The organism is Salipiger sp. PrR007 (assembly GCF_010499845.1).
GTDB classification, from domain to species: Bacteria; Pseudomonadota; Alphaproteobacteria; order Rhodobacterales; family Rhodobacteraceae; genus Salipiger; species Salipiger pacificus_A.
Window position 1 is genome coordinate 79,104 of record NZ_JAAGOZ010000017.1, and the last position, 14,574, is coordinate 93,677.

General features: G+C 66.9%; 16 protein-coding genes. 12 read left to right on the plus strand and 4 right to left on the minus strand.

The window, feature by feature from the left end; genetic code table 11:
• Position 1: 1 nt before the first annotated feature.
• Complete coding sequence (locus G0Q01_RS07330) at positions 2-439, minus strand: NUDIX hydrolase (RefSeq protein ID WP_164213162.1); 438 nt, start codon at positions 437-439, stop codon at positions 2-4.
• A 76-nt stretch (positions 440-515) separates the two neighbouring features.
• Between G0Q01_RS07330 and G0Q01_RS07335 the strand changes: the two genes are divergently transcribed.
• From G0Q01_RS07335 to G0Q01_RS07370, 8 genes are all read left to right on the plus strand, one after another.
• On the plus strand, positions 516-1,511 hold the full coding sequence (locus G0Q01_RS07335) for an Hsp33 family molecular chaperone HslO (RefSeq protein WP_164213163.1): 996 nt from the start codon (positions 516-518) through the stop codon (positions 1,509-1,511).
• Complete coding sequence (locus tag G0Q01_RS07340; RefSeq protein WP_164192817.1) at positions 1,508-2,110, plus strand: CoA pyrophosphatase; 603 nt, start codon at positions 1,508-1,510, stop codon at positions 2,108-2,110. The genes G0Q01_RS07335 and G0Q01_RS07340 overlap by 4 nt, the downstream gene beginning before the upstream one ends.
• Positions 2,107-3,276, plus strand: coding sequence for a CCA tRNA nucleotidyltransferase (locus G0Q01_RS07345; protein ID WP_235939780.1), 1,170 nt, complete (start codon positions 2,107-2,109; stop codon positions 3,274-3,276). The genes G0Q01_RS07340 and G0Q01_RS07345 overlap by 4 nt, the downstream gene beginning before the upstream one ends.
• Positions 3,277-3,285: 9 nt before the next feature.
• Entirely contained in the window at positions 3,286-3,867 is a 582-nt protein-coding gene (locus G0Q01_RS07350) for a LysE family translocator (protein ID WP_108964202.1), read from the plus strand.
• A gap of 42 nt (positions 3,868-3,909) precedes the next feature.
• The gene (locus tag G0Q01_RS07355) at positions 3,910-5,766 is read left to right on the plus strand and encodes an ABC transporter ATP-binding protein (RefSeq protein ID WP_164213164.1); all 1,857 of its coding nucleotides are present in this window, start codon (positions 3,910-3,912) and stop codon (positions 5,764-5,766) included.
• Between the two features lie 27 nt (positions 5,767-5,793).
• Positions 5,794-7,626 (plus strand): ABC transporter ATP-binding protein, encoded by a 1,833-nt coding sequence (locus tag G0Q01_RS07360; RefSeq protein WP_164213165.1) that lies wholly within the window; start codon positions 5,794-5,796, stop codon positions 7,624-7,626.
• A gap of 70 nt (positions 7,627-7,696) precedes the next feature.
• On the plus strand, positions 7,697-8,914 hold the full coding sequence (locus G0Q01_RS07365; RefSeq protein ID WP_164213166.1) for a class I SAM-dependent RNA methyltransferase: 1,218 nt from the start codon (positions 7,697-7,699) through the stop codon (positions 8,912-8,914).
• A 97-nt stretch (positions 8,915-9,011) separates the two neighbouring features.
• Positions 9,012-9,533, plus strand: coding sequence for a murein L,D-transpeptidase family protein (locus G0Q01_RS07370; RefSeq protein ID WP_108964198.1), 522 nt, complete (start codon positions 9,012-9,014; stop codon positions 9,531-9,533).
• A 159-nt stretch (positions 9,534-9,692) separates the two neighbouring features.
• Here the strand turns inward: G0Q01_RS07370 and G0Q01_RS07375 are convergent, their stop codons facing one another.
• Positions 9,693-10,250: a CAP domain-containing protein gene (locus G0Q01_RS07375; RefSeq protein ID WP_108964197.1), complete on the minus strand. Its 558-nt coding sequence runs from the start codon at positions 10,248-10,250 to the stop codon at positions 9,693-9,695.
• A 231-nt stretch (positions 10,251-10,481) separates the two neighbouring features.
• On the opposite strand from G0Q01_RS07375, the gene G0Q01_RS07380 reads away from it, so the two are divergent.
• Both G0Q01_RS07380 and G0Q01_RS07385 read left to right on the plus strand, forming a co-directional pair.
• Positions 10,482-11,081 (plus strand): L,D-transpeptidase, encoded by a 600-nt coding sequence (locus G0Q01_RS07380; protein WP_108964196.1) that lies wholly within the window; start codon positions 10,482-10,484, stop codon positions 11,079-11,081.
• Between the two features lie 161 nt (positions 11,082-11,242).
• Positions 11,243-11,437 carry a ferrochelatase gene (locus tag G0Q01_RS07385; protein WP_164192802.1) on the plus strand — a complete coding sequence of 65 codons (195 nt, stop codon included), beginning with the start codon at positions 11,243-11,245 and terminating at the stop codon, positions 11,435-11,437.
• Positions 11,438-11,536: 99 nt separating this feature from the next.
• Here the strand turns inward: G0Q01_RS07385 and hemH are convergent, their stop codons facing one another.
• Together hemH and G0Q01_RS07395 are read right to left on the minus strand one after the other, a co-directional pair.
• Positions 11,537-12,601 (minus strand): ferrochelatase, encoded by a 1,065-nt coding sequence (hemH, locus tag G0Q01_RS07390; RefSeq protein ID WP_164213167.1) that lies wholly within the window; start codon positions 12,599-12,601, stop codon positions 11,537-11,539.
• Positions 12,602-12,652: 51 nt separating this feature from the next.
• Positions 12,653-13,525, minus strand: a complete 873-nt coding sequence (locus G0Q01_RS07395) for an SAM-dependent methyltransferase (protein WP_164213168.1) — start codon at positions 13,523-13,525, stop codon at positions 12,653-12,655.
• A gap of 14 nt (positions 13,526-13,539) precedes the next feature.
• Between G0Q01_RS07395 and G0Q01_RS07400 the strand changes: the two genes are divergently transcribed.
• The gene (locus G0Q01_RS07400; protein WP_164213169.1) at positions 13,540-14,271 is read left to right on the plus strand and encodes a ComF family protein; all 732 of its coding nucleotides are present in this window, start codon (positions 13,540-13,542) and stop codon (positions 14,269-14,271) included.
• Positions 14,272-14,316: 45 nt separating this feature from the next.
• Positions 14,317-14,574 (plus strand): glutaredoxin 3, encoded by a 258-nt coding sequence (gene grxC / locus G0Q01_RS07405; protein WP_108964192.1) that lies wholly within the window; start codon positions 14,317-14,319, stop codon positions 14,572-14,574.

Here is a 14,574-nt window from a genome sequence, read left to right on the forward strand (position 1 = left end):
ATCAGCGCAGGACGCGGCGCAGGAAGTCGCGGTCGCCCGGGTTGCCGAGGATCTCCGAGGCCAGCACCGGGTCCATCCATACCGCCTGGTGGCCGGGCTCGCTGGGCGCGCCGAGCGGCCGGACCGGGTGGGCGGCGTAGATGATGCAGAGCTTCTCGGCCCAAAGATCGTATTCGGGCATGTAGGTGAAGCGGCGGAACGCCCCGAGACGACGCGGCTGAGCGATCTTCCAGCCGGTTTCCTCGAAGACCTCGCGGTGCAGCGCCGCGATCGGCGACTCGCCCGCGTCGATGCCGCCGCCGGGCAGTTGGTACTCGGGCCAGGGATCTGCCTGATGGGTGACCAGCACGGCCCCGTTTCGCGGCAAGATTGCATAGGCTCCGGGGCGGAGGGTGTACCTGCGCCCGGATTCGGGCGGCTCGCCGTATCTTGCAGTCATCGGTCCCCCTTGGTTCCCGTGTTTTTGCTGCTTATATGGGGCCGATATGCCAAGATCCGGCAGATAAGGAAACCCCATGACCATCGGCAGCAAACTCGCCTGGGACGATACCGTCCTGCCATTTCAATTGGATCACGCCGACATCCGGGGCCGCGTGGCGCGGCTCGACGGGGTGCTGAACGGGGTCCTCAGCCAACATGACTACCCGGAGCCTGTCGAGGCTCTGATCGCGGAGATGACCCTGCTGACCGCGCTGATCGGCCAGACCATGAAGCTGCGCTGGAAGCTCTCGCTGCAGGTGCAGACCCGCGGCGCGCTGCGCATGATCGCGACCGACTACTTTGCCCCCACCAAAGAGGGCGAGCCGGCCCGTCTGCGCGCCTACGCCAGCTTCGACCGCGACCAGATCACCGAAGCGCCGGCCTATGACCAGCTCGAAGACGGCTATTTCGCCGTGCTCATCGACCAGGGCAAGGGCACCACGCCCTACCAAGGCATCACCCCGCTTGCGGGCGGTGCACTGGCGCGCTGCGCCGAGAGCTATTTCGCCCAGTCCGAGCAGATCCCGACCCGCTTCATGCTCAACTTCGGCAACGTGCCGCAGGCGGATGGCAGCTCGCACTGGCGCGCCGGCGGCGTGATGCTGCAGCACATGCCCAAGGCGTCGCCCTTCGCCAAGCCGCAAGTCGACGGCGAGGGCGGCACCGGCGAGAACGGCGTGCTGCGTCCCGAGGACCTGCTGGGCGATACGGACGACGGTGAGAACTGGCGCCGCGTGAACTTCCACCTCGACACGGTGGATGAGCTGGAACTGATCGGCCCGGACATCGCGCCGACCGACCTGCTGGTGCGTCTTTACCACGAGGAGAACCCGCGGGTGTTCGACGCCCAGCCGGTGCGCTTCGGCTGCACCTGCTCGGAAGACCGCGTGCGCCAGTCGCTGTCGATCTACTCGGCGCGGGACATCGAGAAGATGACCACCGAGGACGGCAAGGTCACCGCCGACTGCCAGTTCTGCGGCGCGCATTACGAGCTTGACCCGGAAACGGTCGGGTTCGAGGCCAAGAAGTGAGCGCGGTCCGGGATCAGATCGATCTGCTGAAACGGGCGCTGGAGGCTACCTCTGGCGCCTCCTCCGATTTCGATCTGAACCCGGGCACGGTCCTGCCGGAGGGGCGCAAGCTGCGTCCCGCCGGCGTCCTCGCCGGCTTCGTCGCCTGCGAGCAGGGGCTCGAGCTGGTGTTGACCAAGCGCAGCTCGAGGCTCAAGCACCACCCGGGCCAGATCGCCTTCCCGGGCGGCAAGGTCGATCCCGGTGACGAGGACGAGGTCGCCGCCGCTCTGCGCGAAGCGCGCGAGGAGGTGGGTCTTTCCGAGAGCCGGGTGGACGTGCTGGGAACGCTGCCGCCGCACGAGACGGTCACCGGCTTCCATGTGACCCCGGTCATCGGCCTCGTCATGTACGACTTCGACCCTGTTCCGGAGCCCGGCGAGGTCGCCGAGGTGTTTCGCGTGCCCTTCGAGCATGTCGCCGATCTGGAGCGGTATAGCATCCAGGGCCGCCGCTGGCGCGGCGCCACGCGGCATTACTGGACGGTGCCTTTCGGCCCTTATTATATCTGGGGCGCGACGGCACGGATGCTGCGCGGGCTGGCGGAGCGCATGGCATGAGCCTTGCTAAGACCACGGTCACGGTCACCGGCGACTGGCTGACCCGGCCCGAGACGCAGCAGGTGCTCGCCATGCTCGAGGACGGCGGGCATCAGGGCTACGTGGTCGGTGGCTGCGTGCGCAACGCGCTGATGGGCGTGGCGGTGAGCGACGTCGACATCGCCAGCGATGCGCGCCCCGAGCGGGTGGTCGAACTGGCGCAGGCGGCGGGGCTGAAGCCGGTGCCCACGGGCATCGAGCATGGCACGGTGACGGTGGTGGCGGGCGGCATTGGCCACGAGATCACCACCTTCCGCGCCGACACCGAGACGGATGGTCGCCGCGCCGTGGTGCGCTTTTCGGACGACATCGCCGAGGATGCGGCGCGGCGCGATTTCACCATGAATGCGCTCTATGCGGATGCGCGGGGTCTGATTTTCGATCCGCTGGACGGCCTGCCGGACCTGCGCGCCCGCCGGGTGCGCTTCATCGGCGCGGCCACCGACCGTATCCGCGAGGACTACCTGCGCACGCTGCGCTATTTCCGCTTCTCCGCCTGGTACGGCGATCCCGGGCAGGGCTTCGATCCTGACGCGCTGGCGGGCATTGCCGAAACGCTGGACGGGCTGGACACCCTGTCGCGCGAGCGTGTCGGGCAGGAGATGCTGCGCCTTCTGGCCGCGCCCGATCCGGTGCCCGCCGTGTCGGTCATGGCGCAGGTCGGCGTGCTGGCGCATGTGCTGCCCGGAGCTTCGGTGACCGCGCTGGGCCCGCTGGTGGCCGAGGAACAGAGACTGTCCGTCGCCCCGGACGCGCTGCGCCGGCTCGCGAGCCTCGGCGTGGAAGCGCCCGACCTGCGGCTCTCGAAGGCGCAGCAGCGGCACCTTGCCCTGTATCAGGGCCTGATCGGCGAGACGCAGGGGCCGGCGGAGCTGGCCTATCGCCACGGCGGCGAGGTTGCTCAAAGCGTGCTCTTGCTGCGCGCCGCAAGCTTCCAGCAGCCGGTGACGGAAGAGGCGCTCTTCGAGATGGCTCGGGGCAGCGAGGCCAACTTCCCGCTCTCGGCCAAGGATTTCATGCCCGCGCTCAAGGGGCCCGCACTGGGCGAGGCGCTGCGCGCAGCCGAGAAACGCTGGATCGGATCGGGTTTCACGCTTACGAAGGCGGAACTTCTGTCTGACGAGTAAGCGCCCTGCATGACGATTGATCCGCTCTACGCCTTTGTCTTCTTCGGGCTCTTCTCGCCCGGTCCCAATGTCATCCTGCTGACCGCCTCGGGCGCGCGCTTCGGCGTGAAACGCACCTTGCCGCATCTTTTCGGTGTGGTGATCGGTGTCGGCATCACCGCCGGGCTCACCGGGCTCGGCATTGCCGCGTTGCTGCAGCAGATGCCGAAGCTGGAGTTCGCGCTGCGCATCGCGGCGAGCGCCTGGATGCTCTACATGGCCTGGGGCCTGTGGAATTCCGAGCGCCGCAAGAAGGCCGAGGCGGCCCGCCCCATGACGCTGATCGAGGCGGTGCTCTTCCAATGGGTGAACCCCAAGGTCTGGGCGGTGGCGCTGGCGGCGGTCTCGGCCTATCCCTCGGCTTTCGGCCCGCTGGGCGAAGCGCTGCGGCTGGGGTCGGCCTTTTCGGGTCTGAACCTCGTGGTGTGCCTCTTCTGGACCTCGGCAGGGGCATTGCTGACCTACCTGCTGTCGACCCCGGCGGCCTGGCGCTGGTTCAACCGGGCCATGGCCATCGCACTGGCAAGTTTTTCCGTCATGGTGTTCCTGTAAGGCCTGACCTAGACCTAGCGTCAGACAATCAGGACACGACACATGTTTCGCCGTTTCGAAAGCATGGTCGATCCCTATGTGGACTACCCGCAGACGGACCGGCCTCCGACCAAGCTGCTGCCCTTCATGCTGGACTATTCCCGGCCGTTTCGCCGGGTCTTCGTCTGGACAGGGCTCTTGTCGGTGGTGGTCGCCAGCATCGAGATCGGGCTCATTTGGGCCATGGGCTGGGTCGTCGACATCCTCGGCGGCGAGCCGGCGCAGGTCTGGGAAGACCACGGCTGGCATCTCATAGCCCTCGCGCTTTTCATCCTGCTGCTGCGGCCGCTGTTCCAGGCGCTCGACGTGCTGCTGCTGAACAATGCGATCATGCCCAACTTCGGCACCTTGGTGCGCTGGCGGGCGCATAAGCAGGTGCTGCGCCAGTCGATCGGCTGGTTCGAGAACGATTTTGCCGGGCGCATCGCCAACCGCATCATGCAGACGCCCCCGGCGGCGGGCGAGGCGGTGTTCCAGGTCTTCGACGCGATCACCTTCTCGATCTCCTACCTCGTCGGCGCGCTGGTGCTGCTCGGCGATGCCGACCCGCGGCTGGTGATCCCGATGCTGCTCTGGCTGGCGCTCTACGCCGGGTTGATGAAATGGACGGTCGCCCGCGTCGGCGCGGCGTCAAAGGCCGCTTCGGATGCGCGCAGCTTCGTCACGGGCCGCGTGGTGGATGCCTATACCAACATCCACTCGGTGAAGATGTTCGCCCACGACCGGCAGGAACTGGATTACGCCAAGGAGGCGATCGAGCAGGCGCGGCAGACCTTCCAGGCGGAAATGCGGCTCTATACCTTGATGGATCTGGGTTTGATGGTGCTCAACGGGCTGCTCATCGTCGGCGTTGTCGGCTGGGCCATTGCCCTGTGGATGCAGGGGCAGGCCAGCACCGGCGCGGTGGCGGCGGCGACGGCGCTGACGCTGCGGCTCAACGCGATGACCGGCTGGATCATGTGGGCGCTGACCACCTTCTTCCGCCAGCTCGGCGTGGTGGCCGAGGGGATGGAGACCATCGCCCAGCCGATCGAACTTGTCGACGGCCCGGATGCAAAGCCGCTTCGGGTCGCGCAGGGCGAGATTGCGGTGTCGGATCTCTCGCACCACTACGGGCGCGGCTCGGGCGGGCTCGACCGGGTGACGTTGACCATCCGCCCCGGCGAGAAGATCGGCCTTGTGGGCCGTTCGGGCACCGGGAAATCGACCCTCGTGAAGCTGCTTCTGCGCTTCTACGACCCTGAATCCGGCAAGGTCGAGATCGACGGGCAGGACATCACCCGCGTGACGCAGGACAGCCTGCGACGCCAGATCGGCATGGTGCAGCAGGACAGCGCTCTGATGCACCGTTCGGTGCGCGAGAACCTGCTCTATGGCCGCCCCGAGGCGAGCGAGGCGCAGATGATCGAGGCCGCGAAGCAGGCGCAGGCGCATGAGTTCATCCTCACGCTTGAGGACGGTCAGGGGCGGCGCGGCTATGATGCTCATGTGGGTGAGCGCGGCGTGAAGCTCTCGGGCGGGCAGCGGCAGCGCATCGCGCTGGCGCGGGTGATCCTCAAGGATGCGCCGATCCTGATCCTCGACGAAGCCACCTCGGCGCTGGATTCGGAGGTCGAGGCGGCGATCCAGGACACGCTCTACGGCATGATGGAAGGCAAGACGGTGATCGCCATCGCGCACCGGCTCTCGACCATCGCGGCCATGGACCGCATTCTGGTGATGGACGACGGGCGCATCGTCGAGCAGGGTACCCATGACGCGCTTTTGGCCCAGGCTGGACTATATGCAGGGTTCTGGGCGCGCCAGTCCGGCGGCTTCCTCGACCCCGACGCCGACAGCCAAGCGCAGGACACCGCATGATCTGACCCAAGACCGAGAGGGCGAGGCATGAGCCTTTCCGACATGATAGACCCGTTTTCCCGCGCCGAGACGCCGCCGCCGCAGACCCTGGGGCGGTTCACGCTCTGGGCGCTGCGCGGGGCCTGGCCGGTGCTGATTCCGGCGGCGATCCTCTCGGCCCTGGGCGGCATCTTCGAGGTGATGTCGGCAAAGCTGCTGGGCGAGGTGATCGACAAGACCCTCAGCAGCCCCGCCAGCACGGTCTTTGCCGCTCACTGGCTGTTCCTGCTGCTCTGCGCCGCCTTCTTCATCCTGCTGCGGCCGGGGATCGCCGGGCTTTCGGCCTACGTGCAGTCGGTCGTCATGCAGCCCAATGTGTTCAACCTGATCCTGAGCCGGGTGCACCGCTACACGCTGGGCCATTCCGTCACCTTTTTCGACAATGATTTCGCCGGGCGCATCTCGCAAAAGGAGATGCAGACCGCTCGGGCGCTGAACGACGTGATCTCGGAGGTCATCCAGGCGGTGCTCTTTGCGCTCGCTTCGGTGATCGGCTCGGTCTGGCTGGTCGGCTCGATCGACTGGCGCATCGGGCTAGCGCTGATCGGCTGGATCGTCGTCTACGCGCTGTTGCTGCGCCACTTCATGCCGCGCATCCGCACGCGGTCCAAGGCGCGGGCGGCGGCGCGGGCGATGGTCACCGGCCAGCTGGTCGACACGGTGACCAACATCAAGACCGTGAAGCTCTTTGCCCATGACGAGTTCGAGGACCGCGCCGCGCTCGACGCCATGTCGACCTACCGCGAGCGCTTCATCGCCTTCGGTCATGTCGCCTCGGCCTTCCGGTTCTGGCTGATGGCGCTGGCGGGCACGCTGCCGGTGCTGCTGATCGGCGGCGCGCTGGCTTTCTGGTCGCAGGGCTACGTCACCGCCGGCGACATCGCCGCCACCGGGGCCGTCGCCATCCGGCTCAGCCAGATGACGGGCTGGGTCAGCTTCACGTTGATGGGCATCTACGCCAACATCGGCGAGATCGAGGATGGCATCCGCACCATCACTCCGGACCACACGCTTCTCGACGCGCCCGGTGCCCCGGCGCTGGCGGTGCCGCAGGGGCGCATCGAGTTCCGCGAAGCCGGCTTCGCCTACGGCCGCAAGGAAGGCGGGGTCGAGCATATCGCGCTCGACATTGCGCCGGGCCAGAAGGTGGGCATCGTCGGCGCCTCGGGCGCGGGCAAATCGACGCTCGTCGCGCTGCTGCTGCGGCTCTACGACACGGAAAAGGGCGGCATCTACATCGACGGGCAGAACATCGCGGATGTCACGCAGGAGAGCCTGCGGCGGCAGATCGGCATGGTCACCCAGGAGACGGCCATGTTCAACCGCTCGGCGCTGGACAACATCCGCTACGGCCGCCCGGAGGCCACGATGGAAGAGGTGATCGCCGCCGCCGAGAAGGCCGAGGCGCATGAGTTCATCCTGCATCTGCGCGACCACATGGGGCGCACCGGCTACGACGCGCACCTCGGCGAGCGGGGCGTGAAGCTCTCGGGCGGACAGCGGCAGCGCATCGCGCTGGCACGCGCCATCCTCAAGGACGCGCCGATTCTGGTGATGGACGAGGCCACCTCGGCGCTCGATTCCGAGGTCGAGGCGCTGATCCAGCGCGCGCTCGAGCGGGTGATGGAAGGCAAGACCGTTCTGGCCATCGCGCACCGGCTCTCGACCATCGCCAGCATGGACCGGATCGTGGTGCTTGATCAGGGCCGCATCGTCGAGCAGGGCAGCCACGACGCGCTGCTGGCGCAGAACGGGCTCTATGCGCGCTACTGGAACCGTCAAAGCGGCGGGGTGATCGACCCGCAGGAGGCAGCGGAATAGGCTCTGCAAGGGTGGCTCGCCCGCTTTAACAGGCTTGCGCGGCAGCCCCGTTGGGGGCATGAGGCGGCGCATGGAACAGGTCACGATCGAACGGCTCGGGCATCAGGGGGACGGCATCGCCGCCGGTCCCGTCTTCGTGCCCGGCACTCTTCCCGGCGAGCTTGTCGAGGGCGAGATCTCCGGCGGCGTCATGGACGCGCCGCGCATCCTCACGCCGTCCGAGATGCGGGTCAGCCCGCCCTGTCGCCACGCCAAGAGCTGTGGTGGCTGCCAGTTGCAGCACGCCCGGCCCGATTTTGTCGCCGCCTGGAAGCAGGATGTGGTGCGCCATGCACTGGCCGCGCATGGCATCGAGGCCGCGTTCCGCGAGATTGCCACCTCGCCCGAGCAAACGCGGCGCCGCGCCGGCTTTTCGGCCAAGCGCACCAAGAAGGGGGCGCAGGTCGGCTTTCACCGCAAGCGCTCCGACGTCATCGTCGAAGTGCCAGACTGCCGCGTCATAGACCCGAAACTGGCCGCCGCGCTGCCGCTGGTCGAGGCATTGGCGGTGCTCGGCGCGAGCCGCAAGGCCGAGCTGTCGGTGATGGTCACCACCAGCCATGGCGGGCTCGATGTGGTCGCCAAGGGCGGCAAGGAGGCCGACGCGCAGATGCAGCAGCAGCTCTCCGAGCTGGCGCGCCAGCATGAGTGCGCGCGCATCGCCTGGGGCGAGGACGTGGTGCTGACCCGCCGCCCGCCGATGCAGAAGATGGGAAGGGCCGAGGTCTCGCCGCCGCCGGGGGCATTCCTGCAGGCAACGCCGCAGGGCGAGGCGGCGCTGCTGGCCGATGTCCTGGAGCACATCGACGGGGCGAGCCATGTGGTCGACCTTTTCGCCGGCTGCGGCACCTTCGCGCTGCCGATCGCCGAGCGGGCGCGCGTGCACGCGGTCGAGGGCGACCGGGCGATGACCCAGGCGCTCGACCATGGCTGGCGCCATGCACAGGGTCTGCGCCACGTGACCACCGAGGCACGGGATCTCTTCCGCAACCCGCTTCTGCCCGCCGAACTGGCGCGTTTCGACGCCGCGGTGATCGACCCGCCGCGCGCCGGGGCCGAGGCGCAGGTGGCGCAGCTCTGCGAAGCGAAGATTCCCCGCATTGCCTTCGTGTCCTGCAACCCGGTGACCTTTGCGCGCGAGGCCGCGGCGCTGCTGCGCGCGGGCTACCAGCTCGAGGGGCTACGCGTCGTGGACCAGTTCCGCTGGTCGACCCATATCGAGCTCGTTGCAGGATTCAAAAGGCAATAGTGCCGATATTCCGACAACTTCCTGCCAACTCCTTCTATCGCGATGCCGCAGTGTACTGTATAACTGAGGCAAAATAAGAACGAGTGAGACAGGCAAGATGTTTATTGGCAGGCACGTGTTCGTGCTCGCAGCGGTTTTGCTGCTTGCCGCCTGCGGCGGTGGGCGGGACCCGGCGAGCATGAAATTCAGGTCCTATAGCGGGCCGTCCGTCACCCATGTCGTGGTGCATAAGCAGGCTCGCAAGATGTACCTGCTGCACCATGATTCGATCATGAAGGTCTATGACATCGGTCTTGGTTTCGACCCGACCGGCGACAAGAAGGTCGAAGGCGACGGCAAGACGCCCGAAGGGCTCTACATGATCGACCGGCGCAACCCGAACTCGCGGTTCCACCTGAGCCTCGGGATCGACTACCCCAACGCCGCCGACCGTGCCGAGGCGCGCTTTCTTGGAAAGAGCCCGGGCGGAGACATCTTCATTCACGGCCGCCCGCCGGCCTATCAGAACGGTGTCTGGGACTGGACCTGGGGCTGCATCGCCGTGACCGACCGCGAGATCGAGGATATCTACGCGATGATCCGTGCCGACAGGCCGACGCCGATCCTAATCATGCCCTGACCCTGCGCGCAGCGGGCAGGTGTGCAGAGCCGAAAACGGGCCGCCGCTTGGGGCGGCCTTTTGCTTGCGGCGACGCTCTTGAGGGCCGATGCGCGCTGCCGGACATGAAAAGACCGCCCCGGGGGGGCGGTCTTTTCATCTTTGCCGATGCGGCGAGGTTCAGAAACCGGCCATCTGCGTGCCTGGCGTCGGGGCGAGGTCGGGCGCGCCCATGACCAGGGTCCACCAGATCTTGCCGCCCGGTTCCTGAAACCAGGAAAAGCCCATCTGGCGGGCACTCGGGTCGAGGATCACGTCGCGGGTCGGCGCGTCTTCCATCCAGGCGGCGAGGGTCTCGAGCTCGGATTCATAGGTCTCCGAGATGTTCTCGCCGAGCAGGCGGCCGGTGTAGCCGACGCGCTGCACCCGGTCGATCGGCGAGGAGCCGTCCGAGCCGAAGTGCCAAGGGCGGTTCTGCACCGACATGTCGCGCGAATGGGTCGCGGCGGCAGCGTTGAGTTTGCTGTCGAGAGTCACACCCGGCACGCCGCGCGCCTGACGCAGCGCGTTCACGGAATCGAGCATCGAATATTCGATCCGGCCGCTGTCGCCCTCGTTGATCCGGTAGACGCGTGGCAGGGGCTTGCCGTCCGGCCCAATCTGCGGCGGGGTCACCGAGGGGGCACATGCCGCCGCGAGAAGCCCGGAGGAGAGCAGGAGAAACGTGCGTCTGTTCATGTTGGCTGACCTTCGCGTACCGCTGGTTCACTATTGCGGCACACACATAGCTCGCGCAGCCGGGCTGATCAAACCCACATGCATGTGATCGTTCGTGTACACCTGCGTTTGATTTGCGACTGCGGCGCTCTCGCCATATGATTAGGGAACTCTTAACGGTTGTCGGGCGTAAAACCCCAGACGCCTCGTACTGGCTTTTCGTTTTTCGTGGCTCCAAAGGACATTTCCGCCATGGCAAAATCCCCCTATTCCCGTCGCGCCTTCCTTGCCGGATCGGCCGCGCTGGCCGGCGCCGCGGCGACCCCGGCCCTTGCGCAGAGCTACAACGGCGCGGGAACGGTCGAGATGGAAAATGACATCTCGAAGGTCATCCGCCACAATATCTCGAGCTTCCGCACGCTCGACTGGCAGCCCTATTTCAGCAACCTGAACAAGGGCGCGGTGCTGGTGGATATCTCGTCGCGGGCGCTGCACTTCTGGGAACAGAACGGCACCTACCACCTTTACCCGTCGTCGGTGCCGCTGACCGACGACCTGACTCGCAAGGGCCGCACGCAGGTGGTGCTGAAGGATCCGCAACCCGACTGGCGCCCGACGCCGTCGATGAAGCAGCGCAACCCGGAGTGGCCGGACTACGTGCCGCCGGGCCCGGACAACCCGCTCGGCACCCGTGCGCTGCACCTGAGCTGGCAGTACTACCGCATCCATGGCACCCACGACACGCGCAAGATCGGGCGCCGCTCGTCGAACGGCTGCATCGGACTCTATAACGAGCACATCGAGGCGCTCTACGACATGGCACAGGTCGGCACGCAGGTGTTGCTGATTTGACGGCGGGCGGGCGGCGCGGCGGACGCCGCGTCAGCCAGAGTTTGCAATCGTAGGGGTTTGCTGCTTAGACCAGATACACGAGGTAAGTCTTGGGCCTGCCGTGGAGGAATCCCGCTTCGGAATTCACCATGCCGCGGCAGGCGTTGATCTGGAGAACAGCAATGAAGAAATTTGCACTCGCCGCCGTGCTCGCCGCATCTGCGACTTCGGTCATGGCCGGGTCCTATGACAGCGGCAAGCCGGTTTCGGAGCCGATCGTCGTCGTCGACGGCACCGAGGCGTCGTCCTCCTACGGCGGCATCCTGATCCCGCTGCTGCTGATCGCCGTGGTGGCCGCGGCCTCTGCGACCGACTGACCGGACGCTCTTGCCAGACATGCAAAAAGGCGGTGCCCCGGCACCGCCTTTTCCTTTTGGGCCATGTTCCTTTTTCGCCCCTGCCTGCGGGGGCCGGTGTCAGTCGAGCCAGCCCCTGAGGTTGTCTTCGATCACGCCGCTCAGCGCCGCGATATGCGCCGGGTCATCGTTGAGGCAGGGAATGTAGGTGAAGTCTTCGCCGCCGGCGTGCTCGAAGCTCTCCTTGATCTCCTCGTTGATCTCTTCGAGCGTCTCGATGCAATCGGCCGAGAAGGCCGGGGCGATCACCGCGATGCGTTTCTTGCCCTCGTCCTTCGCCAGCCGCGCAACCTCTTCGACGGTATAGGGCTTGAGCCATTCCTCGGGACCAAAGACCGACTGGAAGGTGGTGCGGATCTCGGTCTTGTCCCAGCCGAGGCGCTCGCGCAGCAGCCGCGTCGATTTCTGGCACTGACAATGATAGGGGTCGCCCTGCATCAGGTAGCGCTTCGGCATGCCGTGGTAGGACACCACCAGAATTTCGGGCTTCTCTGCCTTGGCGGCATAGGCGCGCTCGACCGACTGCGCCAGTGCCTCGATATAGGCCGGGCTCTCGAAATAAGGATCGACCACGCGGGCGGTGGGCTGCCAGGTCTCCTCCATCAGCGCCTTGAAGAAGGCGTCGTTGGCGGTGGCCGAGGTCGCCCCCGCGTACTGCGGGTAGAGCGGGAAGAACAGGATCTTGCGGCAGCCTGCCTCGGTCATCGCCTTGACCTTGGATTTGGTCGAGGGGTTGCCGTAGCGCATGCAGAAATCGACCATGACCCGGTCGCCGTGGCGCGCCTTCATCGACTCGGCGATGGCGGCGGTCTGCGCCTTGGTGATGGTCATCAGGGGGCTTTCGTTCAGCTCCTCGTTCCAGATCGACTTGTAATTCGCGCCGGACGAGAACGGCCGCTTTGACAGGATGATCAGCTGCAGCAGCGGCTGCCATTTCCACTTCGGGTAATCGATGACGCGCTGGTCCGAGAGGAACTCGGACAGGTAGCGGCGCATCGGCCAATAGCTGTAGTGGTCGGGCGTGCCGAGGTTGGCGAGCAGGACACCGACTTTTTCGCGTGGGAGCGCCGGGTGATCGGCGGGGGCCTGAGCGGGACGGATCGGGTCGGGGGTCATGTCGTTCATGCGTTCTGTTCCCTCAAAGTCACGCGCTAACTAACGCGAATTTAGAATGATTCAATCCTCGAGGCGGGTTTCCTTGGCGCCCAGGGCGTCGGCGAGACGATGCGCCGCAGATCCCGGGCGCAGGGGCTTCTGCTGGCTCTCGTCGGGCGCCCAGCCGGTCAGCGTAACAAGCTCGAAGGTCGCCGAGAGGCGGCCGTCCGGGCGGGCGTAGCTCTGGACGTAGATCTCCGCAGCGCGCAGCAGCACGGCACGGCGGGTGGGGCTGCGCAACCGGGCCGAAAGCGCGTTGGCCTCGCCCATGGCGCGCAGGTCACGCATCAGGTGCAGCGCGTTCTCGTAGCTCACGTCGAGCGGCAGCGAATCCGCGACCGGGAGCGCCAGCCCGGCGCGCTGCAGCAGCGCGCCGAGGTCGCGGATCTCGCCCATCGGCAGCACCCGGGGCGACAGCCCGCCGGTGACGTCGATCTCGGCCTGTCCCAGGGCGGCGCGCAGCTGCGAGAGGGTCTCGCCGCCGAAGGCGATCGTCAGGCAGAGCCCGTCTGACTTCAGCGCGCGTCGGCACTGGATCAGCTGGCCGACCGGGTCGTTCGCCCAGTGCAGGGCAAGCGCGTGGATCACCAGATCATGCGCGCCGACCTCGAGGTCCAGCACCTCGTCGTCGGGCAGGATCTTGGCGCCGGGCAGGGCGCCGTCCCAGATCTCGGGGAAGGGGGTGACAATGGCTGCGGATTTGAACTCCCTGTTAACCATCATCAGACGATCCTGCGCCTCGTCCCGCGCGGCCTCATGCAGGAAAAGCGCCCTGTGCAGGTCCTCTGCGCGGCGCGCCCGGGCCCGGTTCCGGGCGAGGGCGGGGCGGTCGATGAGCTGCGGGCTCTGGGGGGCTGGCTGGCCGGGACGCGGGTCGGAACTCTGGCTGGACATGGAGGCTAGATAAGATGCGGCAGGAGCGGTTGCAAACCTTGTTGCGCGGGGCGCTGCGTCTTGTCTACCCGCCGCGTTGCCTGATCTGCGGCGGGCTGGTCGAGAGCGATCACGGACTTTGCGGCCCCTGCTGGCGCGACACTCCCTTTCTGGGCGGGCTCTGCTGCGACCTTTGCGGGGTGCCCTTGCCCGGCCAATCGGATGTCGCCGAGCATTGCGACGCCTGTCGGGTGCAAGAGCGCCCCTGGGCGCAGGGACGGGCGGCGCTGCTCTACAAGGGCAACGGGCGCAAGCTGGTGCTGATGCTGAAACACGCCGACCGCACCGACATCGCGGGGCCCGCGGCACGCTGGATGGCGCGCGGGCTGCAGGGGCTCGATGCCGGCACGCTGGTGGTGCCGGTGCCGCTGCACCTGCGCCGCCACCTGCGTCGCCGTTACAACCAGTCGGCGCTGCTGGGCGCGGCGCTGGCGCGCGAGCTGGGGCTGCGCCACTGCCCCGACGCGTTGCGCCGCATCCGCGCCACGCCCTCGCTCGACGGAAAGGGCGCCGAGGAACGCTTTGCAACGCTCGACGGCGCTATCAGCGTTACCGGGCGGGAAGACCTCGCGGGGCGCAACGTACTGCTGGTGGATGACGTGATGACCTCCGGGGCGACGCTTTCCGCAGCGTCGCTGGCCTGCAAGCAGGCTGGCGCGGCACAGGTTATGGTCTCGGTACTGGCGCGCGTTGCAAAGGATACCTAAATCCCTGAAAGATGGGCTGCCAGTCCGCCGGAAAGGGAAACCTGCATGAAACCGATCGAGATCTACACCACGCCCACCTGCGGCTTCTGCGTCGCTGCCAAGCGGCTGCTCACCCAGAAGGGCGCCGAGTTCACCGAGATCAATGTCGCTGCCGCGCCCGAGCGTCGCGCCGAGATGACCCAGCGCGCCAACGGTGGCCGCACCGTGCCGCAGATCTTCGTGGGCGATGTCCATGTTGGCGGCTGCGACGAGCTTTACGCGATGGAGCGCGACGGCAAGCTCGACCCGCTGCTCGCGGGCTGA

Bases quoted from the DNA above. Each gene is read 5' to 3' on its own strand.
- G0Q01_RS07330 (WP_164213162.1), bottom strand. From the start codon at position 439: ATGACTGCAAGATACGGCGAGCCGCCCGAATCCGGGCGCAGGTACACC.
- G0Q01_RS07335 (WP_164213163.1), top strand. From the start codon at position 516: ATGACCATCGGCAGCAAACTCGCCTGGGACGATACCGTCCTGCCATTT.
- G0Q01_RS07345 (WP_235939780.1), top strand. From the start codon at position 2,107: ATGAGCCTTGCTAAGACCACGGTCACGGTCACCGGCGACTGGCTGACC.
- G0Q01_RS07350 (WP_108964202.1), top strand. From the start codon at position 3,286: ATGACGATTGATCCGCTCTACGCCTTTGTCTTCTTCGGGCTCTTCTCG.
- G0Q01_RS07355 (WP_164213164.1), top strand. From the start codon at position 3,910: ATGTTTCGCCGTTTCGAAAGCATGGTCGATCCCTATGTGGACTACCCG.
- G0Q01_RS07360 (WP_164213165.1), top strand. From the start codon at position 5,794: ATGAGCCTTTCCGACATGATAGACCCGTTTTCCCGCGCCGAGACGCCG.
- G0Q01_RS07365 (WP_164213166.1), top strand. From the start codon at position 7,697: ATGGAACAGGTCACGATCGAACGGCTCGGGCATCAGGGGGACGGCATC.
- G0Q01_RS07370 (WP_108964198.1), top strand. From the start codon at position 9,012: ATGTTTATTGGCAGGCACGTGTTCGTGCTCGCAGCGGTTTTGCTGCTT.
- G0Q01_RS07375 (WP_108964197.1), bottom strand. From the start codon at position 10,250: ATGAACAGACGCACGTTTCTCCTGCTCTCCTCCGGGCTTCTCGCGGCG.
- G0Q01_RS07380 (WP_108964196.1), top strand. From the start codon at position 10,482: ATGGCAAAATCCCCCTATTCCCGTCGCGCCTTCCTTGCCGGATCGGCC.
- G0Q01_RS07385 (WP_164192802.1), top strand. From the start codon at position 11,243: ATGAAGAAATTTGCACTCGCCGCCGTGCTCGCCGCATCTGCGACTTCG.
- hemH (WP_164213167.1), bottom strand. From the start codon at position 12,601: ATGAACGACATGACCCCCGACCCGATCCGTCCCGCTCAGGCCCCCGCC.
- G0Q01_RS07395 (WP_164213168.1), bottom strand. From the start codon at position 13,525: ATGTCCAGCCAGAGTTCCGACCCGCGTCCCGGCCAGCCAGCCCCCCAG.
- G0Q01_RS07400 (WP_164213169.1), top strand. From the start codon at position 13,540: ATGCGGCAGGAGCGGTTGCAAACCTTGTTGCGCGGGGCGCTGCGTCTT.
- grxC (WP_108964192.1), top strand. From the start codon at position 14,317: ATGAAACCGATCGAGATCTACACCACGCCCACCTGCGGCTTCTGCGTC.